At 69.5% G+C, this 23,905-nt stretch carries 27 protein-coding genes; 20 read left to right on the top strand and 7 right to left on the bottom strand.

Annotation, left to right across the window (positions count from 1 at the left end):
* Positions 1-134: 134 nt before the first annotated feature.
* Positions 135-590, top strand: a complete 456-nt coding sequence (locus QTI51_RS22675; RefSeq protein WP_116911537.1) for a hypothetical protein — start codon at positions 135-137, stop codon at positions 588-590.
* Positions 591-662: 72 nt separating this feature from the next.
* Here the strand turns inward: QTI51_RS22675 and radA are convergent, their stop codons facing one another.
* A complete protein-coding gene (gene radA / locus QTI51_RS22680; protein ID WP_116911538.1) occupies positions 663-2,060 on the bottom strand; it encodes a DNA repair protein RadA in 1,398 nt (465 codons plus the stop codon).
* 122 nt (positions 2,061-2,182) lie between these two features.
* On the opposite strand from radA, the gene hpaR reads away from it, so the two are divergent.
* The 15 genes from hpaR to QTI51_RS22755 are packed head-to-tail and all read left to right on the top strand — an operon-like array spanning position 2,183 to position 14,863.
* Complete coding sequence (gene hpaR / locus QTI51_RS22685; RefSeq protein WP_116911539.1) at positions 2,183-2,617, top strand: homoprotocatechuate degradation operon regulator HpaR; 435 nt, start codon at positions 2,183-2,185, stop codon at positions 2,615-2,617.
* Positions 2,614-3,285: a fumarylacetoacetate hydrolase family protein gene (locus QTI51_RS22690; protein ID WP_116911540.1), complete on the top strand. Its 672-nt coding sequence runs from the start codon at positions 2,614-2,616 to the stop codon at positions 3,283-3,285. Before hpaR ends, QTI51_RS22690 begins: the two co-directional genes overlap by 4 nt.
* On the top strand, positions 3,282-4,064 hold the full coding sequence (locus QTI51_RS22695) for a fumarylacetoacetate hydrolase family protein (protein ID WP_116911541.1): 783 nt from the start codon (positions 3,282-3,284) through the stop codon (positions 4,062-4,064). Before QTI51_RS22690 ends, QTI51_RS22695 begins: the two co-directional genes overlap by 4 nt.
* Positions 4,061-5,524 (top strand): 5-carboxymethyl-2-hydroxymuconate semialdehyde dehydrogenase, encoded by a 1,464-nt coding sequence (hpaE, locus tag QTI51_RS22700; RefSeq protein WP_116911542.1) that lies wholly within the window; start codon positions 4,061-4,063, stop codon positions 5,522-5,524. Before QTI51_RS22695 ends, hpaE begins: the two co-directional genes overlap by 4 nt.
* A gap of 2 nt (positions 5,525-5,526) precedes the next feature.
* Positions 5,527-6,495: a tripartite tricarboxylate transporter substrate binding protein gene (locus tag QTI51_RS22705; RefSeq protein ID WP_116911543.1), complete on the top strand. Its 969-nt coding sequence runs from the start codon at positions 5,527-5,529 to the stop codon at positions 6,493-6,495.
* 3 nt (positions 6,496-6,498) lie between these two features.
* Positions 6,499-6,834, top strand: coding sequence for an aromatic ring-opening dioxygenase subunit LigA (locus QTI51_RS22710; RefSeq protein WP_116911544.1), 336 nt, complete (start codon positions 6,499-6,501; stop codon positions 6,832-6,834).
* Positions 6,831-7,658 (top strand): DODA-type extradiol aromatic ring-opening family dioxygenase, encoded by an 828-nt coding sequence (locus tag QTI51_RS22715; RefSeq protein WP_116911545.1) that lies wholly within the window; start codon positions 6,831-6,833, stop codon positions 7,656-7,658. Before QTI51_RS22710 ends, QTI51_RS22715 begins: the two co-directional genes overlap by 4 nt.
* 16 nt (positions 7,659-7,674) lie before the next feature.
* Entirely contained in the window at positions 7,675-8,082 is a 408-nt protein-coding gene (locus QTI51_RS22720; protein ID WP_116911546.1) for a 5-carboxymethyl-2-hydroxymuconate Delta-isomerase, read from the top strand.
* A 12-nt stretch (positions 8,083-8,094) separates the two neighbouring features.
* Positions 8,095-8,898 (top strand): 2-oxo-hept-4-ene-1,7-dioate hydratase, encoded by an 804-nt coding sequence (hpaH, locus tag QTI51_RS22725; protein WP_116911547.1) that lies wholly within the window; start codon positions 8,095-8,097, stop codon positions 8,896-8,898.
* Between the two features lie 10 nt (positions 8,899-8,908).
* Positions 8,909-9,730: a 4-hydroxy-2-oxoheptanedioate aldolase gene (hpaI, locus tag QTI51_RS22730; protein WP_116911548.1), complete on the top strand. Its 822-nt coding sequence runs from the start codon at positions 8,909-8,911 to the stop codon at positions 9,728-9,730.
* Between the two features lie 21 nt (positions 9,731-9,751).
* Positions 9,752-10,225: a nuclear transport factor 2 family protein gene (locus QTI51_RS22735; protein ID WP_116911549.1), complete on the top strand. Its 474-nt coding sequence runs from the start codon at positions 9,752-9,754 to the stop codon at positions 10,223-10,225.
* 45 nt (positions 10,226-10,270) lie between these two features.
* Positions 10,271-12,004 carry a dihydroxy-acid dehydratase gene (gene ilvD, locus QTI51_RS22740; RefSeq protein WP_116911550.1) on the top strand — a complete coding sequence of 578 codons (1,734 nt, stop codon included), beginning with the start codon at positions 10,271-10,273 and terminating at the stop codon, positions 12,002-12,004.
* Between the two features lie 36 nt (positions 12,005-12,040).
* Positions 12,041-13,033 carry a Bug family tripartite tricarboxylate transporter substrate binding protein gene (locus QTI51_RS22745; RefSeq protein ID WP_116911551.1) on the top strand — a complete coding sequence of 331 codons (993 nt, stop codon included), beginning with the start codon at positions 12,041-12,043 and terminating at the stop codon, positions 13,031-13,033.
* Positions 13,034-13,051: 18 nt separating this feature from the next.
* Complete coding sequence (locus tag QTI51_RS22750; RefSeq protein WP_286516204.1) at positions 13,052-13,852, top strand: class II aldolase/adducin family protein; 801 nt, start codon at positions 13,052-13,054, stop codon at positions 13,850-13,852.
* Positions 13,853-13,873: 21 nt separating this feature from the next.
* Positions 13,874-14,863, top strand: a complete 990-nt coding sequence (locus QTI51_RS22755; RefSeq protein WP_116911553.1) for a 2-dehydropantoate 2-reductase — start codon at positions 13,874-13,876, stop codon at positions 14,861-14,863.
* A gap of 85 nt (positions 14,864-14,948) precedes the next feature.
* On the opposite strand, the gene QTI51_RS22760 is transcribed toward QTI51_RS22755, so the two are convergent.
* The 3 genes from QTI51_RS22760 to QTI51_RS22770 are packed head-to-tail and all read right to left on the bottom strand — an operon-like array spanning position 14,949 to position 17,305.
* Complete coding sequence (locus QTI51_RS22760) at positions 14,949-15,131, bottom strand: hypothetical protein (protein WP_116911554.1); 183 nt, start codon at positions 15,129-15,131, stop codon at positions 14,949-14,951.
* A 34-nt stretch (positions 15,132-15,165) separates the two neighbouring features.
* Entirely contained in the window at positions 15,166-16,302 is a 1,137-nt protein-coding gene (locus QTI51_RS22765) for a serine hydrolase domain-containing protein (RefSeq protein ID WP_286516202.1), read from the bottom strand.
* 10 nt (positions 16,303-16,312) lie between these two features.
* Entirely contained in the window at positions 16,313-17,305 is a 993-nt protein-coding gene (locus QTI51_RS22770; protein ID WP_286516201.1) for a DMT family transporter, read from the bottom strand.
* Positions 17,306-17,443: 138 nt separating this feature from the next.
* Here QTI51_RS22770 and QTI51_RS22775 point away from each other — a divergent pair, with 138 nt between their 5' ends.
* Complete coding sequence (locus QTI51_RS22775; RefSeq protein ID WP_116911557.1) at positions 17,444-18,370, top strand: LysR family transcriptional regulator; 927 nt, start codon at positions 17,444-17,446, stop codon at positions 18,368-18,370.
* A 21-nt stretch (positions 18,371-18,391) separates the two neighbouring features.
* Here the strand turns inward: QTI51_RS22775 and QTI51_RS22780 are convergent, their stop codons facing one another.
* Both QTI51_RS22780 and alr read right to left on the bottom strand, forming a co-directional pair.
* Positions 18,392-19,168, bottom strand: coding sequence for a hypothetical protein (locus QTI51_RS22780; RefSeq protein WP_116911558.1), 777 nt, complete (start codon positions 19,166-19,168; stop codon positions 18,392-18,394).
* A gap of 67 nt (positions 19,169-19,235) precedes the next feature.
* Positions 19,236-20,336: an alanine racemase gene (alr, locus tag QTI51_RS22785; RefSeq protein WP_116911559.1), complete on the bottom strand. Its 1,101-nt coding sequence runs from the start codon at positions 20,334-20,336 to the stop codon at positions 19,236-19,238.
* Positions 20,337-20,514: 178 nt separating this feature from the next.
* Here alr and lplT point away from each other — a divergent pair, with 178 nt between their 5' ends.
* The 3 genes from lplT to QTI51_RS22800 all read left to right on the top strand — a co-directional run bounded on the left by lplT (position 20,515) and on the right by QTI51_RS22800 (position 23,341).
* Positions 20,515-21,819, top strand: a complete 1,305-nt coding sequence (gene lplT / locus QTI51_RS22790; protein ID WP_116911560.1) for a lysophospholipid transporter LplT — start codon at positions 20,515-20,517, stop codon at positions 21,817-21,819.
* Between the two features lie 102 nt (positions 21,820-21,921).
* Complete coding sequence (locus QTI51_RS22795) at positions 21,922-22,839, top strand: DMT family transporter (protein WP_116911561.1); 918 nt, start codon at positions 21,922-21,924, stop codon at positions 22,837-22,839.
* A gap of 10 nt (positions 22,840-22,849) precedes the next feature.
* A complete protein-coding gene (locus tag QTI51_RS22800; protein ID WP_116911562.1) occupies positions 22,850-23,341 on the top strand; it encodes a glutathione peroxidase in 492 nt (163 codons plus the stop codon).
* Between the two features lie 30 nt (positions 23,342-23,371).
* Here the strand turns inward: QTI51_RS22800 and QTI51_RS22805 are convergent, their stop codons facing one another.
* Positions 23,372-23,809, bottom strand: a complete 438-nt coding sequence (locus QTI51_RS22805; RefSeq protein WP_116911563.1) for a carboxypeptidase regulatory-like domain-containing protein — start codon at positions 23,807-23,809, stop codon at positions 23,372-23,374.
* Positions 23,810-23,905 lie beyond the last annotated feature (96 nt).

Raw genomic sequence — 23,905 nt, forward strand, 5'->3', positions numbered from 1 at the left:
AGCGAACGGCCGAAGTAGCAGCCCCTACTACCTCCGGGCGCGCAAGACGGTACTGGTGCCGAAATGCGAGTGCCCCGGTAGCGCTGGCGGGCACATTTGCTTCACGGGCATCAGCCCGGGCCACCCAGAAGCGTATGACCATTCCGCGTTCCGTCACATTCGTTCGTCTCACCCTCGTCGCCGCGCTCGCGGGCACCGCGCTCAGCGGCTGCTACGTGGTACCGCTCGGGCAACCCGCTCCCGCGGTGCCCTCCTCGCAGTCTTATGCCGTCGCGCCGGGTCCGGTGGCGCAGACCTTCAATGCGCGGCTGTACCCGTCGAACCCGGAGGCCGCGCGCTACGGCGCCGTCGCCGGCACGGTGACCAACGACATGAACGGCCGCGGCCACTTCAACGCACAGATCGGCGGCGAACAGTTTCAGGGAGAGGCAACCCGGGTCGCAGGCTCGCGGGGCACCGGCGTGGCGAATGCCACCGGCAGCCGCGGCGGCAACCTGAGTTGCCAGTACACGATGAACTCGGCCACGTTGGGCAGCGGGCAATGCGTGCTCAACAGCGGACCGGCGTTCACGATGCACATCGGGGGGTAGGAGGGAGGGTAGGCCCGGCGCGCCACGGTGCGCCGGGTCGTTTTTTTCCGACCCTGCCAGGCACTGATCAGGTCAATCGAGGCGGCGGACCACGTCCATCGCTTCCTCGATGCGGTCGACGGCATGGATCGTCAGCCCTTCGATTTCCTTCGCGCCCTTCTTGGGCGCGTTGGCCTTGGGAACCACCGCCACGCTGAAGCCCAGCTTGGCGGCCTCGCGCAGGCGCTCCTGCCCGCGCGGCGCCGGACGCACCTCGCCGGCCAGGCCCACCTCGCCGAACGCGATGAAGCCCTTGGGCAGCGGCTTGCCGCGCAGGCTCGAGGTAATGGCCAGCATCACGGCCAGGTCGGCCGCGGGCTCGCTGATGCGCACGCCGCCCACCGCGTTGACGAACACGTCCTGGTCCATGCAGGCCACGCCCGCATGGCGGTGCAGCACGGCCAGCAGCATGGCGAGGCGGTCGCGGTCCAGGCCCACCGACAGGCGGCGCGGGCTGGGCCCGCCGTTGTCGACCAGCGCCTGGATTTCCACCAGCATCGGCCGCGTGCCCTCCAGCGTGACCAGCACCACGCTGCCGGGCACCGGCTCGGAATGCTGGCTCAGGAAGATGGCGCTCGGGTTGGTCACGCCCTTCAGGCCGCGCTCGGTCATGGCGAACACGCCGATCTCGTTGACCGCGCCGAAGCGGTTCTTGATGGCGCGCACCAGCCGAAAGGTCGAATGCGTTTCGCCTTCGAAGTACAGCACCGTGTCCACCATGTGCTCCAGCACGCGCGGGCCCGCGAGCGCGCCCTCTTTCGTCACGTGGCCCACCAGCACCACGGCCGTGCCGCTGGTCTTGGCGAAGCGCGTGAGATGGGCCGCGCATTCGCGCACCTGCGCCACCGAGCCGGGGGCGGAGGTGAGCTGGTCGGAGTACACCGTCTGGATCGAGTCGATCACCGCGATGGCCGGGCGCGTGGCGTCGAGCGTGGCGATGATCTTCTCGAGCTGGATCTCGGCCAGCACCTGCACCTGCGAATGGTCGAGCCCGAGCCGCTTGGAGCGCAGCGCCACCTGCGAGCCGCTTTCCTCGCCCGTGACATAGAGCGCGTTCTGCCCCGCGCGCTGCAGCGCATCGACGGCCTGCAGCAGCAGCGTCGACTTGCCGATGCCGGGGTCGCCGCCGATGAGCGTCACCCCGCCCGAGACGATGCCGCCGCCCAGCACACGGTCGAGTTCGTCGAGCCCGGTGGGCGTGCGCGCGACATCGGTCGCCTCGATGTCGGACAGCGTCGTGAGCTCCGACGCGCCCGCCAGCGACGCGAACTGCGTGCCGAAGCGGTTGTTGGCCGGGCCGCCGCCCGCGCCTGCGCCGGCCGCCTGTTCGACGAGGGTGTTCCATGCACCGCAACTCGGGCATTTGCCCAGCCACTTGGGGCTGGTGCCGCCGCATTCACTGCAGACGAAAAGTGTTTTGTCCTTGGCCATGCGACGAGTTTAGGTGTCCGCACAAACCCTGATACGCGGCGTCTTGGAAAGAAGGAGCCAATCATTTAACATGTTAAGTAATTCGGGCGATCCTCGACAGCCCGGCGAAGAGAGACAAGCCCTTGAGCACCACGTTCACGCACCGCAATTTGCCGCGCCTGCTGCTGCAGGCCCGCGAAGCCGTGATGGCCCACACCCGGCCCAGCCTGCGCGAGCACGCGCTGTCCGACCAGCAATGGCGCGTGCTGCGCGTGCTGGGCGAGCATGGCGCGGTCGACACCGGCCGGGTGGCGCGCGAGGCCTTCATCCTCGGGCCCAGCCTCACCGGCGTGCTCGCGCGCATGGAGCGCGACAACCTCATCACCCGCGCGCGCGACCCCGCCGACCAGCGCCGCACCGTGGTCGAGGCCACGCCGCACGGCATGAAGCTGGTGAAGCGGCTGGGCAGCAGCATCGAGGCGCACTACGACTGGATGGAACAGTCGATGGGCAAGGCCAAGCTCACGCAGCTGTACGGGCTGCTCGACGAACTCATCGCACTGGAGCAACCCTCATGAACGGCATGGCCCACTACCTTCCGAGCGGCACCGTGTACGGCACGCTGCTCAACTTCGACGCCGAGGTGCAGGCGCTCGCGCCGCAGATGACGCAGCCGCCCTACAAGGCACCGCCCCAGGCCCCCGTGCTCTACGTGAAGACGGCCAACACCTGGAGCCCGCACGGCAGCGCCATCGCGGTGCCCGCGGCCGTGCCCGAGGTGGAAATCGGCGCGAGCATCGGCATGGTGATCGGCGCCGAGGGCGACGTCGAAGGCTTCGTGCTGCTGAACGACCTGTCGATTCCGCATGCGAGCTTTTTCCGCCCGCCGGTGAAGTTCAAGTGCGTCGACGGCTTCCTGGGCATCGGCGCGGCACTGCGCGACGCGCAGGAGGTGGCCGACCCCGCGACGTTCCGCGTCGAGGTGCGCGTCAACGGCGAGCTGAAGCAGTCGCTCGATTTCTCGCAGCTCGTGCGACCCGCGCGGCAACTGCTGGCCGACGTGGGCGAGTTCATGACGCTGGCGCACGGCGACGTGCTCATGCTGGGCTGCGGCCCCGGCCGGCCGCTGGCCCGCGCGGGCGACCGCATCGACATCTCTGCTGCGGGCTTCGAGACCCTCACCAACACACTGGTCGACACGCCGGTCAATACGCCGGTCAATACGTCGGGGAAGGAAGCCGCATGAAGCACGCACGCGTCATCTTCGAAGGCCGCGAACACACCGGCACCGCGCACGAGTTCGACGGCCAGCCCGATGCGGCCGTGCGCCTGGACGACGGCCGCGTCGTGCCGCAGCACCAGCTCACCTGGCTGCCGCCGCTCGCGCCCACGCAGCGCCCGCGCACCATCCTCGCGCTGGGCCTGAACTACGCCGACCACGCGAAGGAGCTCGAGTTCAAGGCACCCGAAGAACCCCTGGTGTTCGTCAAGGGCCAGAGCGCGCTCATCGGCCACCGCCAGCGCACGCACCGCCCGGGCGGCGTGAAGTTCATGCACTACGAATGCGAACTCGCCATCGTCGTCGGCAAGACCGCGAAGAACGTGAAGCGCGACGACGCGTACGACTTCATCGGCGGCTACACGGTGGCCAACGACTACGCCATTCGCGACTACCTGGAGAACTGGTACCGCCCCAACCTGCGCGTGAAGAACCGCGACACCTGCACGCCGCTGGGCCCGTGGTTCGTGGACGCGGCCGATGTGCCCGACCCCATGTCGCTCGCGCTGCGCACCACCGTCAACGGCCAGGTCACGCAGCAGGGCAACACGCGCGACATGATCTTCGACGCGCCCTTCCTCATCGAATACTTCAGCCGCTTCATGACGCTGTCGCCGGGCGACCTGATCCTCACCGGCACGCCCGACGGCGTGGTCGATTGCCAGCCGGGCGACGTCGTCGTCACCGAGATCGAGCGCATCGGCGCGCTCATGAACACCATCGAGACCATCCAAGGACAAGCATGAGAGTCGATCACCTGATCAACGGCAAGAGCGTTGCCGGCACCGCGTACTTCGAGACCGTCAACCCCGCCACGCAAGAGGTGCTGGCCGAGGTCGCCTCCGGCGGCGAGGCCGAGGTGAACGCGGCCGTGGCCGCCGCGAAGGAAGCCTTCCCCAAGTGGGCCGGCATGCCCGCGCCCGAGCGCGCGAAGCTCATTCGCAAGCTCGGCGACCTGATTGCCGCGAACGTGCCCGAGATCGCGCAGACCGAGACCAACGACTGCGGCCAGGTCATCGCCCAAACGGGCAAGCAGCTGGTGCCGCGCGCGGCCGACAACTTCTACTACTTCGCCGAGATGTGCACCCGCGTGGACGGCCACACCTACCCCACGCCCACGCACCTGAACTACACGCTGTTCCATCCGGTGGGCGTGTGCGCGCTCATCAGCCCGTGGAACGTGCCCTTCATGACGGCCACCTGGAAGGTCGCGCCCTGCCTGGCCTTCGGCAACACGGCGGTGCTGAAGATGAGCGAGCTGTCGCCGCTCTCGGCCGCGCGCCTGGGCGAGCTGGCGCTCGAAGCCGGCATTCCGCCCGGCGTGCTGAACCTGGTGCACGGCTACGGCAAGGAAGCCGGCGAGCCGCTGGTGGGCCACCCCGACGTGCGCGCCATTTCGTTCACCGGCTCCACCGCCACCGGCAACCGCATCGTGAAGAGCGCGGGCCTGAAGAAGTTCAGCATGGAGCTGGGCGGCAAGAGCCCCTTCGTGATCTTCGACGACGCCGACCTCGACCGCGCGCTGGATGCTGCCGTGTTCATGATCTTCAGCAACAACGGCGAGCGCTGCACCGCGGGCTCGCGCATCCTGGTGCAGCAGTCGATCTACGCGGACTTCGCCGCGAAGTTCGCGGAGCGCGCCAGGCGCATCACCGTGGGCGACCCGCTGGACGAGAAGACCATCGTCGGCCCGATGATCTCGCAGGCCCACCTGGCCAAGGTGCGCAGCTACATCGAGCTGGGCCCGAAGGAAGGCGCCACTTTGCTGTGCGGCGGCCTCGAAGGCCCGGCCAACCTGCCCGATCGCGTGAAGAAGGGCAACTACGTGGTGCCCACCGTGTTCGCCGACGTCGACAACCGCATGAAGATCGCGCAGGACGAGATCTTCGGCCCCGTGGCCTGCCTGATTCCGTTCAAGGACGAGGCCGACGCCATCCGCCTGGCCAACGACATCCAGTACGGCCTGAGCAGCTATGTGTGGACCGAGAACATCGGCAAGGCGCACCGCGTGGCCGCCGCCGTGGAGGCAGGCATGTGCTTCGTCAACAGCCAGAACGTGCGCGACCTGCGCCAGCCCTTCGGCGGCACCAAGGCCTCGGGCACGGGCCGCGAAGGCGGCACCTGGAGCTACGAGGTGTTCTGCGAGCCGAAGAACATCGCGGTGTCGATGGGCTCGCACCATATTCCCCACTGGGGCGTGGCGTGAGCATGCGGCGCCGCACGCTGCTGCAAGGCGCAGCCGCAGTCGTGGCATCGCCTGTGCTCGCGCGTGCGCAGGGCACTTGGCCGAACAAGCCGATCCGCGTGATCGTGCCCTTCACGCCCGGCGGCACCACCGACTACGTCGCGCGCCTCGTGGGCGTGGAGCTGTCGAAGGCGCTGGGCCAGAGCGTGATCGTCGACAACAAGCCCGGCGCGGGCACGGTGATCGGCGTGGACGCCGCGGCCAAGGCCGCGCCCGACGGCTACACCTTCGTCTGCGTGGCCAACAGCTTCGCGGCCAACCAGACGCTCATTCGCAAGCTGCCCTACGACACCCGCAAGGACCTGCGCCCCGTCGCGCTCATGGGCATGTCGGAGCACGTGCTGGCCACGCACCCCCGCAGCGGCCTGAAGACGCTGGCCGACCTGCGCGACCAAGCCAAGGCCAGGCCCGGCACGCTGAGCTTCGCCTCCTTTGGCAACGGCACCTCGGCGCACCTCTCGGGCGAGATGCTGAAGCTGCAGATGGGGCTGGACATCGTGCACGTGCCCTACAAGGGCCAGGGCCCGGCGCTCACCGACCTGCTCGGCGGGCAGGTGACGATGATGTTCGGCAACTGGCCCGAGTTCCGCAGCCACGTCGAAAGCGGCAAGCTCGTCGCGCTCGGCATGGCGACCGCGCAGCGCTCGCAGTACGCGAGCGCCATACCCACGTTGGCGGAACAGGGCGTGCCCATCGAGTCCAATTCGTGGAACGGCCTGCTGGCGCCCGCCGGCACGCCCGATGCCATCGTGCAACGCGTGAACGCCGAGGTGAACCGCGCGCTCGCGGGGCCCGTGGTGACCGAGGCCTTCCACAAGGGCGGCATCGCGTCGCTGTCGGGCACGCCGGAGCGCTTCGCGGACTTCATCCAGAGCGAGATCGCGAAGTACGGCGACGTGATCCGCAAGGCCAACATCCAGGTGGAGGGCTGAAGCATGAGCCTCTATGCGATGCAGAAGTTTCTGTTCGCGCTCAACCGCGAGCCGGAGGTGCAGCGCCGCTATGCGGAAGGCGGCGACGCGCGCGCGGCCTTGCTGGGTGCCTACGATCTCAACGACGAAGAGCGCGAAGCCATCAGCACTGGCGACGTCGGCAAGCTCTACGTGCTCGGCTGCAACGGCCAGCTGCTGATGCACTTCGCGCCGCTGCTCGGCATTGCATGGGCCGACTACCTCGAAGCCATGCGCGAGGGCGTGCGCAAGTACGGCCCGGTGCGCGCCGGCATCTACGCAATGACAACCGGAACCGACGAGAAAGTGGCAGGCGTATGAGTCTCGTATTCGCAGGCGTGTGCAGCCACGCCCCCGGCATCACGGGCCGCGCCCACCTGGCCGACGCGGCGGTCAAGGACGAGTTCCACGCGCAGTTCCATCGCTTCGGCGAGGCGATGCGCGCCACGAAGCCCGACGCGGTGATCGTCATCGCGGCCGAGCACTTCGCGAACTTCTTCATGAACAACATGCCGGCCTACGCCATCGGCATGGCCGACAGCTACGAGGGCCCGATCGAGGACCCGAAGTGGCTGGGCATCGGCAAGCACACCATCCCCGGCGACGCCGCGCTCTCGCAGCGGCTGATCCGCGAGGTGATGCAGACGGTGGACGTGGCCTACGCGGAAGAGTGGAAGTTCGACCACGGCATCATGGTGCCGCTGAACTTTTTGACGCCGGCGTTCGACACCAAGGTCATTCCCGTGAACATCAACTGCCAGGGCCCGCCGCTCACGCCGCTGCACCGCGCGTGGGCCTTCGGCGAGGCGCTGCGACGCGCCTGCGACAAGGCGCCCGAGCGCATCGCGCTGGTGGGCACGGGCGGCATCTCGCACTGGCCGGCCACGCCCGACTCGGGCAAGGTCAACGCCGAGTGGGATGCCGAGTTCATGCGCCGCTGGTGCGCCAACGACCGCGAGGCGCTGCTGTCGCAGGCCGACTACAACGACGAGGCCACCTACCGCGAAGCGGGCCAGGGCGGCTTCGAGATCCGCACCTTCCTGAGCGTGGCCGCGGCCGCGCGGGGCAAGGGCGAGATATTCCACATGAAGGCCATTCCGATCTTCGCGGTGACCTGCACCGCGGCGACGATGTCCATCGAATGACCCACGGGAACCGCCCATGCCGCACCTGGTGATCCTCTACACGCCGAACATCGAGGCCGAGACCGACGTGTCGGCCCTGTGCCGCACGCTGGCCGACACCATGCTCGCGCAGCGCGACGAGGCCGACAAGCCGGTGTTCCCCATCGGCGGCACGCGCGTGCTGGCCTACCCCGCCGCGCACTACGCGGTGGCCGACGGCCAGGCCGACTACGCCTTCGTGTACCTCAACCTGCGCATGGCCGCGGGCCGCTCCGAGGCGGTGAAGAAGAAGGCCGGCGACGACCTGCTGAGCACGGTGCGCGCGCATTTCGCGCCCATCTTCGCGCAGCGCCACATCGGCATCACGCTGCAGATCGACGAAAGCCCCGGGCAGGTGTACGACGGCAAGCACAGCAACCTGCACCCCCTGTTCAACAAGACCTGAGCGAAGGCCCCCATGCTCTCTTCCGACACCATTGCCAAGCTGGCCGCAGAGCTGCACGAAAGCGAGAAGTCGCGCGTGCAGGTCGAGCACTTCTCCAAGCGCTTCCCCGAGATGACCATCGAAGACGGCTACGCCATCTCGCGCGAATGGGTGAAGCACAAGATTGCCGAGGGGCGCACCGTGAAGGGCCACAAGATCGGCCTGACCTCGCGCGCCATGCAGCAGTCCAGCCAGATCGACGAGCCCGACTACGGCACGCTGCTGGACGACATGTTCTTCGTGCAGGGCGGCGACATTCCGTTCCAGCGCTTCATCGCGCCGCGCGTCGAGGTGGAGCTGGCCTTCGTGCTCGGCAAGAAGCTGCAGGGCCCGAACGTGACCATCTTCGACGTGCTGGCCGCCACCGACTACGTGGTGCCCGCCATCGAGATCATCGACGCGCGCATCGAGCAGTTCGACCGCCACACCAAGGCCCCGCGCAAGGTGTTCGACACCATTGCCGACAACGCGGCCAACGCCGGCATCGTGATGGGCGGGCGCCCGGTGAAGCCCGACGCGGTCGACCTGCGCTGGGTGAGCGCGCTGCTCTACAAGAACGGCGTGATCGAGGAATCGGGCGTGGCCGCGGCCGTGCTCAACCACCCCGCCACCGGCGTGGCCTGGCTCGCGAACAAGCTCGCGCCGTGGGACGAATGCCTGGAGGCCGGCGAGGTGGTGCTGGGCGGCTCGTTCACGCGGCCCACCACCGCCGTGCCGGGCGACACCTTCCATGCCGACTACGGCCCGCTCGGCGCCATTGCCTTCCGCTTTGTCTGAAAAGAACCCCATGCACACACCCCTCAACACCTTCAAGCAGGCCCTGCAGGCGGGCAAGCCCCAGATCGGCCTGTGGGTCGGCCTGGCCGACGGCTACGCGGCCGAGATCCTGGCGGGCACGGGCTACGACTGGCTGCTGGTCGACGGCGAGCACGCGCCCAACGACGTGCGCTCGGTGCTCGCGCAGCTGCAGGCCATTTCCAGCGCATGGTCGGCGCAGCCCGAGGCCGAGCGCTCGCAGCCGGTGGTGCGAATTCCGGTGGGCGACACCACGCTCATCAAGCAGTACCTGGACATCGGCGCGCAGACCATCCTGGTGCCCATGGTCGACACGGCCGAGCAGGCCGCACGGCTGGTGCAGGGTATGCGCTACCCGCCCGAGGGCATCCGCGGCATGGGCAGCGCGCTGGCGCGTGCCTCGCGCTGGCAGGCCTACCCCAACTACCTGCACGAGGCCAACGCGCAGACCTGCCTGCTGGTGCAGGCCGAGACGGTGGAGGCGATGAAGAACATCGACGCCATCGCGGCCACGCCGGGCGTGGACGGCGTGTTCATCGGCCCGGCCGACCTGTCGGCCTCGATGGGCTTCGTGGGCCAGCCCAACCACCCCGAGGTGCAGGCCGTGATCGCCGACGCGGTCGCGCGCATCCTGAAGGCCGGCAAGGCGCCGGGCATCCTATCGACCACCGAGGAGCAGGCGCGCAAGTGGCTCGCGGCGGGCGCGCTGTTCGTGGCGGTGGGGGTGGACACGATCGTGCTGGCGGCGGCGGCGAAGCAGCTGCTGGCGAAGTACAAAGGCGCGCCAGGCGCAGCGTCGCCCAGCGGCTACTGAATTCCCACACCGGAGCCCTTCATGCAACGCACGACCCTCGCGGCCCTCGCCGCCGCAGCCACCCTCTTCCTCGCCGCCTGCGCCCCCATGGGCTCGGGCAAGCCGCAAGGCACCACCGCCCAGCAGGAAGCCAACCGCCAGGCCGTGCTCGCCTTCTACGAGAAGGGCCTGAACCAGAAGGACGCCGAGGCGGCCCTGAAGTACGTGGGCAACCGCTACGTGCAGCACAACCCCACGGCGGCCGACGGCCCCGAGGGCTTTCGCAAGTTCATCGGCTTCCTGCGCGAGAAGTTTCCCAAGTCGCACAGCGACATCAAGCGCAGCTTCGTCGACGGCGACTACGTGATCCTGCATGTGAACGCGGTGCGCGAGCCGGGCACGCGCGGCAGCGCCATCGTGGACATCTTCAAGCTGGAGAACGGCAAGATCGTCGAGCACTGGGACGTGGTGCAGCCGGTGCCCGAGACGGCCGCGAACGCCAACACGATGTTCTGACCCTCCGCAGACAAAGCCAGCAGCCATCCACGCACCGCCAGCCGAATGACCACGCCCACCGACCCCACCAAGCGCTTTCGCTCCGCCACCATCCGCGAGGGCACCATCCGCGCGACCACGCGCAGCTTCCTGCACGCGCTGGGCCAGGACGACGAGGACATCGCGCGCCCGCACATCGGCGTGTTCCACACCGGCGGCGAAATGAGCCCGTGCAACCTCAACCTGCGCGAGCAGGCGCAGCACGCCAAGACCGGCATCTACGCGGGTGGCGGCACGCCGCACGAGTGCCCGGTGGTGTCGATCAGCGACGGGCTCACCATGGCGCATTCGGGCATGCGCTTCTCGCTGATCTCGCGCGAGCTCATCGCCGACAGCGTGGAAGCCTCCACGCGCGGCCACCAGTGGGACGGCATCTTCGCCATCGGCGCGTGCGACAAGAACCTGCCGGGGCTGATGATGGGCATGGTGCGCTGCAACGTGCCCAGCGTGTTCGTGCACGGCGGCTCGGCGCTGCCGGGCCAGATGCCCGGCCCCGATGGCCGCGACCTGAACGTGGTCGATACCTACGAGACCATCGGCAAGGTGCTGGCCGGCACGGCCACCCCCGACGAACTCGACGCCATGAGCCGCGCCTGCCTGCCCACGGCCGGCGCCTGCGCGGGGCAGTTCACGGCCAACACCATGGGCATGGTGTCGGAGGCGCTGGGCCTGGCGCCCGTCGGCTCGAGCATGGTGCCGGCGGTGTTCAGCGAACGCGCGCCGCTGATGCGCCGCGCCGCCAAGACGTTGATGAAGGCGGTGATGGGCGACAGCCCGCTGCCGCGCGACATCGTCACGCGCAAGGCGCTGGAGAACGCCTGCGCGGTGGTGTCGGCCACGGGCGGCTCCACCAACGCCGCGCTGCACCTGCCAGCCATCGCGCACGAGGCGGGCATTCAATTTCACCTGGACGACGTGGCCGAGGTGTTCGCGCGCACGCCGCTCATCGCCGACCTGCGCCCGGGCGGCCAGTACCTGGCGCGCGACGTGTTCTACATCGGCGGCGCGGGCGTCATCCTGCGCACGCTGCTGGAGCAGGGCTTCCTGCACGGCGACGCGCTCACCTTCACCGGGCGCACCATGGCCGAGGAGCTGGCCGGCGCGCTGGCGCCCGACGGCCGCGTGGTGCGCGAGGCGGGCAACCCGATCACGCGCGACGGCGGGCTGGCGGTGCTCAAGGGCAACCTGTGCCCCGACGGCGCACTGCTGAAGACGGCGGGGCTGAAGGGCCTGGTGTTCCGCGGCCCGGCGCGCGTCTTCGACTCGGAAGAACAGGCGCAGGCCGCCGTGCAGAACCGCCGCTACGAACCCGGCGACGTGATCGTGATCCGCAACGAAGGCCCCAAGGGCAGCCCCGGCATGCGCGAGATGCTGGGCATTACCGCCCTGCTCTACGGCCAGGGCATGGGCGACAAGGTGGCGCTGCTGACCGACGGGCGCTTCTCGGGCGCCACGCGCGGCCTGTGCATCGGCTACGCGGGGCCCGAGGCGGCCGACGGCGGCCCGATTGCGGCGCTGCGCGACGGCGACATGATCGCCATCGACGCGCGGGCCGAGGCGCGCAGCATCTCGGTGGAGCTGACCGCGCAGGAAATCACGTCGCGCCTGGCCGGACGTGAGGTAAACGCGGGGGCGCCGCGCGGGGGTTTGTTGGAAAAATACGCGCTCACCGTGCGCCCTGCCCATCAGGGCGCCGTGACCCACTCGGGCGCGGTCACCTGGCTGCGCGACGAGTCGTGAGTTTTTTCACAACAACGTCCCGGAGCGAGACCCATCATGACTTTCACCCGTCGCCAGATCCTGCAGACCACCAGCGCCTCGGCCTTGATGGCCAGCCTTGGCCAGAACGTCTTCGCGCAAGCGACGACGCTTGAAACCGCCACCATCGTCACCGGCTTCGCGGCCGGCGGCACGTCGGACACCACCTGCCGGCGCCTGGCGCTGAAGCTGAGCCCCGAGTACGCCAGGACGGCGGTGGTCGAGAACCGCACCGGCGCGGGCGGCCAGATTGCCGTGAGCTACGTGAAGGGCCGCCCGGCCGACGGCAGCACCATCCTGCAGACGCCGACCTCCATCCTCACGATCTACCCGCACATCTACAAGAAGCTGCCGTACGACCCGATGGTCGACATCACGCCCGTGAGCCTGGCCTGCATCTTCGACTTCGGCTTTGCCGTGGGCCCGGCCGTGCCGGCCAGCGTGAAGAGCGTGCCCGAGTTCCTGGCCTGGGCCAAGGCCAACCCGGACGGCGCCAACTTCGGCTCGCCGGCCGCGGGCTCCACGCCGCACTTCATCGGTGCGCTGCTGGGCAAGAAGGGCGGCGTGGAGCTCAAGCACGCGGCCTACCGCGGCACGCAGCCGGCCATGCTCGACCTGCTGGGCAGCAACATCTCGGCGGTGTCGGGGCCGATCGGCGACATCACGCAGCACCTGCAGTCGGGCAAGGTGCGCATCCTGGGCGTGTCGGGTGCCAAGCGCAGCCGCTTCGCGCCCGATGTGCCCACCTTCGGCGAGCAGGGCATCCAGGACATGGCGCACAGCGAGTGGTTTGCCTTCTTCCTGCCGGCCAAGGCCTCGCCGGAGCTGGTGACCAAGCTGAACACCGCCATGAAGAACGCGCTGGCGCAGAAGGACGTGATCGACGGCCTGGGCACGTTCGGGCTGGAAGCGATGTCTTCCACGCCCGCCGAGCTGGCCGCGCTGCTGAAGAAAGACACCGCCAAGTGGGCGCCGATCGTGAAAGAGGTCGGCTTCACCGCGGAAGGCTGAACACATGAAGGAACTGCCATGAACACACTCGCCACGCCCGCGCCGTCGTCCACATCGGCGCTGGTCCATCCCTCGATCCACCCCGACGAGCGCGCCGCGCGCGAGGAGCTCGCGGCCTGCTACCGCGTGTTCGCGATGCTGGGCTGGGTCGAGATGATCTACAACCACATCACGGTGCGGCTGTCCGACAGCGTGACCGGTGGCGAGAAGCAGTTCCTCATCAACCCCTTCGGCCTGCACTACAGCGAGGTGACGGCCAGCAACCTGGTGAAGATCGACCTGCAGGGCAAGGTGCTCGACGGCTCGACCTGGCCGGTGAACCCGGCCGGCTTCGTGGTGCACGCGGCCATCCACGACGGCCTGCCCGGCGCGCACTGCGTGATGCACACCCACACCACGGCCGGCGTGGCCGTGGCCTGCCTGCAGGGCGGCCTGCAGCAGACCAATTTCTATACCGCGCAGCTGCACGGCATGGTGGCGTACCACGACTTCGAGGGCATCACCATCCACGCCGACGAGGGCCCGCGGCTGCTGAAGAGCATCGGCGAGCGCAACGCCGTCATCCTGCGCAACCACGGCCTGCTGGCCTGGGGCCAGACGCTGCCGCAGACCTTCGCCATTCTCTGGACGCTGCAGCGCGCCTGCGAGATCCAGATGGCCACCTTCTCGATGGGCGCCGCCATTCCGGTGAGCGAAGACATCGCGCAGCGCTGCACGCGCGACGCGCTGCAGTTCAGCCCCGAACACGGCGCCGGGCAGGACGTGTTCAACGCGCTCGTGCGCCAGGTCGACCGCATCGACCCCTCCTACCGCAACTGAACCCCTGGACCCCTGAACCCCATGAAGATTTGCATCTACGGTGCCGGCGCCATCGGCGGCTGGATCGGTGTCGGCCTGGCGCAGGCAGGCCAACGGCTCAACGTGGTGGCGCGCGGCGCCACGCTCGAAGCGCTGCAGCGCGACGGCCTCTCGCTGGTGCGCGGCGGCACGGGTGGCGACGTGCGCACGCGCGTGCCCGTGCACGCGGTGGCCGACCCGGCCGAGCTCGGCGTGCAGGACCTGGTGGTCATCGCCGTGAAAGCGCCCGCGCTGGCCGGCGTGGCCGAGCGCATCGGCCCGCTCATCGGTGCCGACACCCTCGTGCTGGTGGCCATGAACGGCGTGCCGTGGTGGTTCCTGGAGGGCGGTTTCGGCGGCGAGATCACCGGCCACCGCCTGGCCGCGGTGGACCCCGAGGGCGCCATCGCCAAGGCCATTCCGTCGCGCAACGTGATCGGCTGCGTGGTGCACGCGAGCTGCTCGCTCGACGGGCCGGGCGTGGTGCGCCACCACTTCGGCAACGGGCTGATCGTGGGCGAGCCTTCGGGCGAGGCCACGCCGCGCGTGCAGAAGCTGGTCGAGCTGCTGAAGAGCACCGGCATCGACACCACGCTGTCGCCGCAGATCCAGAAGGACGTGTGGTTCAAGCTGTGGGGCAACATGACGGTGAACCCCATCAGCGCGCTCACCGGCTGCACCACCGACCTGATCATGGGCGACGACTACGTGCGCGGCTTCATCTCGGCGGTGATGCTGGAGGCCAAGGAAATCGGCCGTCGCATCGGCATCGAGATCACCCAGAGCCCCGAAGACCGCCATGCCATCACGAAGAAGCTGGGGGCGTTCAAGACCTCGATGCTGCAGGACGTGGAGGCCGGGCGTTCGGTGGAACTCGACGCACTGGTGACGGTGGTGCGCGAACTGGGCGAGCTCACCGGCGTGGCCACGCCGTTCACCGATGCGCTGCTGGGGCTGGCGCGGCTGCGCACGCGGCAGCTCGGGTTGTACTGATTGCCCGGGGAGCATTGCTCAGCGTGCGCGTCACCACCACCTGCGCGCCCATCTGCGCGCCCATCTGCTGCAGCGTGAAGCGAAATTAGAAGCTGCCGACCTCGACCAGCACGCGCTGGATGTCGATGTGCAGGCGGTCTTCGAGCACCGTGAAGTACATGAAGTCTTCCGGGTCCTCGGGCGTGCCGAAGCCGTCGAGCGAAGTGCCCTGCGGGCTGCCGTGCCGGGCCAGGATCGGGGAGAGAAGCGCGGGATCCTTGATGTCCATGAGGACTTTTCAGGGTTTCGGTCCTGGGTTCGTTTCAGGCCAGCGCGCGCCGGATGGCGGCCACGGCCCGCAGCGTGCGCGCGGTCGCGATGGCATCGATGGGCTGGTTCTGCGACGACAGCTTGGCAATGACCAGCTCGCTGCGCGGGTCGACGAACAGGTGCTGCCCGTGGATGCCCATGGCGAACAGCATGCCCGGCGCATCGTCGACCACGTACCAGCCGCTGCGGTAGCGCATCTTCATGCCCGCGAAGCCGGCGGCGAACTCGCCCTGGTTCCAGGCCGCGGCATCGCCGCCTTGCCACGTGTCGTCGATCCAGGCGGCGGGCACCACGGCGCGGCCGTCGGCGGCGCGCCCTTGCTGCAGCACCCGCCAGCCCACGCGCGCCAGGTCGCGCGCCGTGGCGCACAGGCCGCCGGTGCAGCGGGCCGCGCCCTTGGCGTCGACGGTGATGCAAGCCGCGTCTTCCGCGCCCATGGGCACCCACAGGCGCTCGCTGGCGATGGTGGCGAAGGGCTGGCCGGCCGCGCGCTCCATGACCAGCCCGAGCAGGTCGGTGTTGGCCGAGGTGTACTTGAAGGGGCCGCCGTGCGGCGCGTGCGTGGCCGTGGTGGTCTCGAAGAAGCTGCGCAGGTCCGAAGGCGGCTCGCCGGGGGTGGCCGGCTCCCAGCCGGTGGCGGCGCGGTAGGCCTCGGCGGCCTGCGCGTCGAGCACGACGCCGGTGCGCATGTCGAGCAGCTGGCGCACCGTGGCGCCCTCGAAGGCGGTGCGGGCGAGCTCGGGAACCACGGCCGACACCGGCGCTTCCACATCGAGCAGCCCCGCGCCGTGCAGCGCGCCGGCCACCAGGCCCACCACCGACTTGGTGGCCGACATGAGGATGTGCGGCGTGTGCGCCGCCATGCCCGCGTCGTAGAACTCGTGCACCACGCGGCCCTTGTGCATCACGACCAGGGCGTCGGTGCGGGTGAGCTGCTGGAACTCGGCGAGGTCCAGCGCGGCGATGTCGGCTGGGAAAGGCGCGGCAGCAGCCGGGTCGTTGGCAATGTCCGCCACCGGCATGAGTTCGCGCACGTGCTGGAAGGCCCAGGTGCTGTGCGGCCGGGTGCGCCAGTTGGCGAGGGTCGCGCGGTCTGGCGCGGCGGGGGTTGCTTCGGTCGAAAGGTCCATGCCCCCGAGTCTAGGGAGCCCGGGGCGGGGGGGCCATGCGGGAGGCGGCCGCAGGGGCCGCAGGGGCCGGCACGTCCCTCGGCAAGGGTTCACCTGGCGCCCGTTCGCGCGCCGGCAAGGTCACCCACCACGCCGCACCCGCGATCAGCAGGCCGCCGGCCCAACCCCACGGCCCGATGCGTTCGCCGAAGCCGTACACCGCGATCAGCGCGCCGAACACCGGCTCGCTGCCCATCAGCAGCGACACGCGGCTCGGGCTCGCGCGCGAAGCCGCGTGGTTCTGCGCGAAGAAGGCGAACACGGTGCACAGCAGCACCAGGTAGGCCATGCCCCACCAGAAAGAAGCCGTGGCGGGCGGCATCTGCCAGGCGCCGTCGGCCGGCGCGGCCAGCAGCGACAGCGCCGCCGCGCCCAGCGCCATCACGCCTGCCTGCACCGCCGTGAGCGTCAGCGCCGGCAGCGTGTGGCGGCCGGCCAGCCGCCGCGTCATGCAGACCATCACCGCGCGCAGGACGGCGGCGACCACCATCAAGGCGTCGCCCCAGTTCACGGACATGGCGGCGGGTGAAGCGATCGATGCGGTCGATGCGATCGATGCAGCCGATGTCGCCGACAACATCCCCGCGCCCAACGCCGACAGGCCCGCCGCCCAGAACACGCGCCGCGCCGGCCGCTGGCCCAGCAGCCACCATTCGACGAAGGGCGTGAACGCCACGCACAGGCTGATGAGAAAGGCCGCGTTGCTGGCCGTGGTGAGCGACACGCCGAATGTCTCGCACACGAAGATGGCCAGCAGGTTGGCGCCCAGCAGCCCGCCCACCGCCAGCCCCTGGCGCCACGCCGCGGTGAACAGCGGCCGCAGCGCCGGCAGCAGCACCACGAAGGTCAGCCCGAAGCGCAGCGCGATGAACTCCAGCACCGGCAGCTGCTGCGTCGCCTGCTTGGCCACCGCATAGCTGCCGCCCCACACCGCGGCCACCAGCAGCAGCATGAGTTCGGCCATCCCGATACCGGCCCCGATGCCGGACCATCGCCTCGACGCCATACTGTGCCCCCGCTTCACGAACAACAAACAAGGGCTGGATTGTTCGGGGCATCGCACAGGCCGGGTAGCCGTCGGCCGGAACAGGACCATTGCGTGGTGGGAACGAATTCATTTCTCAAGGTGCTGCCGGAGATGGTGACCTTCTTGCGGGTCGCCGAGCTGGGCAGCTTCTCGGCGGCGGCCGAGCTGCTGGGCATGACGCCCTCGGCCGCGAGCCGGCAGGTGAAGCGGCTCGAAAAGGAAATAGGCGTGCAGCTGCTGCAGCGCACCACGCGCCAGCTGCGCCTGACCGAGCCCGGCGCCGAAGCCTTCGCCCGCTGCCGCGAGCTGGTGCAGGCGGCGCAGGGCGCGATGGACATCGGCCCGCAGTTCGCGAGCAAGCCCGCGGGGCTGGTGCGCATCAGCGCGCCGAAGGCCTTCGCGCGGCGCGTGCTGCACCCGCACCTGCTCGAGTTCCTGCGGCGCTACCCGGAGGTGGACGTGCAACTGGTCGTGGCCGACCGCGACGTCGACCCGATCCGCGAGGGCGTCGACCTGGTGGTGCGGCTCACCACCGAGCCGCCCGAAGGGCTGGTCGCGCGGCGGCTGATGGCGGTGGAACACATCCTGTGCGCCACGCCGGCCTACCTGGCGCGGCACCCGGCCATCGCGCAGCCGGACGACCTGCTGGCGCACAGCTGCCTGTCGCTGGGCGAGCACGAGCGCGACAACCACTGGCGCTTTCGCAAGGATGAGCAAGCAACCCAGGCCGAGGTCGAAGTCGTGGTGCGCGGGCGCTACATCTGCAACCACAGCGAGGTGCGGCTCGAAGGCGCGCTGGCCGGCCTGGGCGTGGCCTGCGTGCCGGCGTTCATGGCGCGCGAGGCGCTGGACGCGGGGCAGGTGGTGCGCGTGCTGGCCGACTGGGAGTTCCAGGGCAACTACCACGGGCATGCCTACATCCTGTACCCGCCCAACCGCTTCGCGGCACCCAAGTGCCGGGCGCTGGTCGACCACCTGCTCGCGGCGACAGGCGACCAGTGAGGCCGCGGCGGCGGCGCCCGCTCAGTGCTTCTTCATCAACACGCGCACCGCCTCGGGCAGCGAGTTGACCTGCGGCATGAAGTGGTCGAGCAGCGCGCCCAGCGCCACCGCGCAGACCACCGCGCCCAGCAGCGGCTTCCAGGTGAGCCGCACGGCGGCCATGAGCCAGCCCTCGCGCGCCACGCGCACCGCGGCGCGCGCCGACACATACGAGAACGCGACCTCGATGGCCACGGCCAGCAGCGCGTCCCAGCTGAAGTACAGCAGCACCAGCGAGCCCGCGCCCAGCACCACGGCCGTGCAGATCAGGAAGATGGCGACCACCGGCACCACGATGACGGCGCCCTCGTCGGCGCCGGCGGCCACGTCGAGCGCGCCGCTGGCCACGTCGGAGAGGCCGCCGCCTTCACCGCTGCTTCCACCACCGCCGCCGCTTTCACCGACGCTCGCTTGGCTGTGCGATCCACCACCGCGTCCGCCACCGCGCCCACCGCCGAAATCCAGGTCGGGCACGTCGACGTCGATTTCCAGTTCGCGCCCCTGCACCAGCCGGTTCGCCCACCAGCGCAGCACCAGCAGATAGCCGAGGTAGCCCACGCCCAGCGTGAGCAGGTAGCGCACGGCCAGCGAATCGACGTGCAGCAGGTGCATCTGCAGCGCCGACACGCACCACATCAGCAGCAGCGTGAAACTCCCGATGAGGATGCCGTGCGTGCGCAGGCTGTGGTTGCGGTGCAGGTCGCGCTCGAGCTGCGTTTCCCAAAGGCGCACGGAGCGCCAGTTGGACAGGATCTTCATTCGTCTGTCGTACGAACGGCCGGTCGCGCGGTCATTCGCACGGTAATTCGCGGGGTCATTCGCCCGGTCATTCGCTTTCGGCGGGCGCGAACGGCACGCGCTGCGCCACGGCGCACATGAGCTCGTAGCCGACGGTGCCTGCCGCGCGGGCGACCTCGTCGATGGGCAGCACGGCGCCGGTGCTGGCGGACTTGCCCCACAGCGTGACCTCGCTGCCGAACCTGGCGTCCGGCACGCCGGTGAGGTCGACGGTGATCATGTCCATGCTCACGCGCCCGACCATGCGGGTGCGCACGCCGTTCACCAGCACCGGCGTGCCGGTGGTGCAGTGGCGCGGGTAGCCGTCGGCGTAGCCCACCGCGGCCACGCCGATGGTGAGCGGGCCCTCGGCCGTGAAGTTGGAGCCGTAGCCGATGGTGTCGCCCGCCTTCAGCGTCTGCACCGAGATGAGCTGGGTCGACAGGGTTTGCGTCGGCTGCAGCTGCCAGTGGGCGGCGTCGTGCTCGGGGTAGTCGGGGGCGCTGCCGTACAGCACGATGCCCGGGCGCACCCAGTCGCCGCGGGTCTGTTCGGCATGGCGCAGGGTGGCGGCGCTGTTGGCGATGGAGCGTTCGCCCGGCAGGTCGCGCGTGGCGCGCTCGAAGGCCTCGAGCTGGTGGGCGATGCCGCGCGCGCCGTCGGCGTCGCTGAAATGGGTCATGAGCGAGATCTCGTCGACCTGGGTCAGCGCGTTCAGCCGCGTCCAGGCCGAGCCGAAGCGCTCGGGCGTGAAGCCCAGGCGGTTCATGCCGGAGTTCATCTTCAGGAACACGCGCTGCGGCTTGAGCGTCTTGTGGGCGGCGAGCATGTCGATCTGCTCGTCGCAGTGCACGCTGTGCCACAGGTCCAGGCGCGAGCACAGCTCCAGGTCGCGCGCGTCGAACACGCCTTCGAGCAGCAGCACCGGGCCGCGCCAGCCCAGGGCGCGCACGCGCTCGGCCTCGGCCAGGTCGAGCAGCGCGAAGCCGTCGGCGCCGCGCAGGCCCTCATAGACCCGCTCGATGCCATGGCCATAGGCGTTGGCCTTCACCACCGCCCAGACCCGGGCGTCGAGGGCCGAGCGGCGCACGCGCTCGAGGTTGTGACGCAGGGCGGCGGTATGGACGGTGGCAAGAATGGGGCGCGGCATGGGGACTCTGCAGGCTTGGAGAAAATGCAGACCACGTTTTAGCATCTTCGGGAATGGGGTCGAACACCGTGGGGCTGCCTAATTTGACGTCGCACCCCCATGCTATAACCGCCCATTCGCCCACGACGCGACACTTTTTCACTACCGCCAGCAGACCCTCTGGCCAGCCAGCCCATCGATGAAGCGCGGTTTCTACACGATCATGTCGGCCCAGTTCTTTTCGTCACTGGCCGACCAAGCGCTTTTCGTTGTTGCCGTCGACCTCATGCGAAGTTCGGGCGCGCCCGAATGGCAGCGCGCGGCGCTGGTGCCGATCTTCGCGGTCTTCTATGTGGTGCTGGCCCCGCTGGTGGGCGCCTTCGCCGACGCCTTGCCCAAGGGCAAGGTCATGTTCATCAGCAACGCCATCAAGGTGATCGGCTGCCTGATGATGCTGTTCGGCTCGCACCCGCTGCTGTCTTATTCCATCGTGGGGCTGGGCGCGGCGGCGTATTCGCCGGCCAAGTACGGCATCCTCACCGAGCTGCTGCCGGCCTCGCAACTTGTGAAGGCCAACGGCTGGATCGAGGGCCTGACCATCGCTTCCATCCTGCTGGGCATCGTGCTCGGCGGCACGCTGGTGGGGCATGCGGTGTCGAGCAAGCTGCTGGCCTTCGACTTCCCGCTGATCGACACCGGCATCAATTCGCCGGCCGAGGCGGCCATCACCGTGCTGATCTTCGTGTACGCGCTGGCGGCCTGGTTCAACACCCGCATTCCGCACACCGGCGTGGAAATGCGCCCGCTGCGCTCCAACCCCGAGCACGGCCTGGCGCGCAACATCGTGGCGCTGCTGCCCGACTTCTGGCACTGCAACTCGCGCCTGTGGCGTGACCGCCTGGGCCAGATCTCGCTGGCCACCACCACGCTGTTCTGGGGCGCGGGCGGCAACCTGAAATACATCGTGCTGGCCTGGGCCTCGCTGGCGCTGGGCTACAACACCACCCAGGCCTCGGCGCTCACCGGCGTGGTGACCATCGGCACGGCCGTGGGCGCCATCGTCGCGTCGATGCGCATGCGCCTGGACATGGCCACCCGCGTGATCCCCATGGGCATCGCGATGGGGCTGATGGTGATCTGCATGAACTTCATCGGCAACGTGTGGCTGGCGGTGCCGTTCCTGATCATCCTGGGCGGCCTGGGCGGCTTCCTGGTGGTGCCGATGAACGCGCTGCTGCAGCACCGCGGCCACAACCTGATGGGCGCGGGCCGCTCCATTGCCGTGCAGAACTTCAACGAGCAGGCCTGCATTCTTCTGCTGGGCGGCTTCTACAGCGTGTGCACGGGCCTGGGCCTGTCGGCCTACGGCGCCATCAGCGCCTTCGGCCTGGTGGTGGCGGGCTGCATGTGGCTCATCAAGCGCTGGCACGAGAACAACCTGAAGAAGTACCCCGAAGAAGTGGAACACCTGCTGGCTATCGCCCGCAGCGACAAGCACCACTGACGCCGCGCGACCGCGTGACCACGCGATCTTGTGAGTAACGGGGCCGGCGCGCCCCGGCGTTCCGCCACCCGCGTCCGCCCTTGCCTCCTGTTTCAACGCCTCATGCCCGCGCTCGCCCTCGTCTTCAACGCCTTCGTCTGGGGCCTGTCGTGGTTCCCGTTCCGCCAGCTCGCGGGCCACGGCCTGCACCCGCTGTGGACCACCTGCCTGATCTACCTGGCCATCGCGGCCGTGATGGGCCTGGTGCGCCGGCATGCCTGGAAAAGCTTCGCGGCGTTCCCGATGCTGGTGGCCCTGGGCCTGGCGGCGGGCTTCACCAACGTGGGCTTCAACTGGGCCGCGACCCAGGGCGACGTGGTGCGCGTGGTGCTGTTGTTCTACCTGATGCCGCTGTGGAACGTGCTGCTGGCCTGGCTGCTGCTGGGCGAGCGCCCCACCGGCGGCGCGCTGGCCCGGGTGGCGCTGGCGCTGGCGGGCGTGGTGGTGGTGCTGAAAGCGCCCGGCACCGACTGGCCCGTGCCCTCGAGCCTGCCCGACTGGCTGGGCGTGGCGGCGGGCTTCAGCTTTGCGCTGACCAACATCACGCTGCGCCATCTGCGCCAGGCCCCGGGCGAATCGCGCGCGCTGGCCATGTTCTGCGGCTGCGCGGTGGTGGGCGGCGCCACGGCGCTGGTCGGCACCGGCATGGGCGGCATCGCCTCGCCGCTGCTGGCCACGCCCGGCTGGCTCGGCTGGGCCGTGCTGCTGGGCAGCGGCTTCATCGTGGCCAACGTGTGCCTGCAGTACGGCGCGGCGCGGCTCACGTCGGGCGCGGCCTCGGTGATCATGCTGTCGGAGGTGCTGTTCGCCGCCGTGTCGTCGGTGGCGCTGGGCGCGGCCACCATGGACGCGCGCATCCTCGTGGGCGGCGCGCTGATCGTGGCCGGCGCCGTGTGGTCGGCCTGCGCCGGGTTTGCGCGAACGCCCGTGCAGGGCGATGATCGCGGCTCCAGCGGGTCCAACGCCACCGCAGCCCACTGAGGACACTTCCATGACCAGCGTCTACGACTTCGAGGCCAACCAGATCGACGGCAAGCCCGTGCAGCTTTCCGCCTTCAAGGGCCGCGTGCTGCTGATCGTGAACACCGCCAGCAAGTGCGGCTTCACGCCGCAGTTCGCCGGGCTGGAGGCGCTGCACGAGAAGTACGCCGACCAGGGCCTCACGGTGCTGGGTTTTCCGTCGAACCAGTTCGGCGCGCAGGACCCGGGCAGCAACGAGGAAATCGGCGCCTTCTGCACCAAGAACTACGGCGTGAGCTTTCCGATGATGGAGAAGATCGACGTCAACGGCGGCAACGCCGCGCCGCTGTACCGGTGGCTCACCAAGGAAAAGCCGGGCCTGCTGGGCAGCACGGCCATCAAGTGGAACTTCACCAAGTTCCTGGTGGGGCGCGACGGCGCGGTGCTCAAGCGCTATGCGCCGCTGGACACGCCGGCCTCGCTGACGCGCGACGTCGAAGCCGCGCTGGCCGCTGCGGCCTGAAAAAGCCGCCGCGGCTTTGCAGCCGCGTTCTCAGAACCTGAAGTCCGCCGTCTTCGAACCACTGCCGACCGTCACGGTCTGGCTCTTGGCCGCGCCGCCGGGCATGGCGGCATCGATCACGTACTTGCCGGCCGGCAGGTCGACCAGGCACACCGGCCCGTTCGCGCGGAACGCCAGCGCGGCGGCGTTGTTGGCGTCGCCGCCCTTGATGGTCACGTCGACATTCGCCAGGTAGGCGCCGTCGGCGCGGGCGAACAGCAGCGACAGCGGATGTTCCTTCATGGCCGCGCGCATGGCGCCCGATTCGTCGGAGCCGATGCCGCCGCACACGTAGCGCGCGGCGCCCGCGCCCTGCCAGGGCGGCATGGCGCCTTGCGCCTGCGCGGCCACCGCGCCGGCGACACATGCGCCAGCCAGCAGCGTGCGCCGCAGCGCGGGAGAAACGAGAGAGGCGAGAACACGGGACATGGCACAGGCTCCTTGCAGATACGGTGCAGCCATGATGCGCCGCCAAGCGCCTTCGCGCGAGTCGGACCGAACCCTCCCCCGCTGTGCGCCCAGGCC

It is taken from the genome of Variovorax sp. J22G73 (assembly GCF_030317035.1).
In the GTDB taxonomy this organism is placed as follows: Bacteria; Pseudomonadota; Gammaproteobacteria; order Burkholderiales; family Burkholderiaceae_C; genus Variovorax.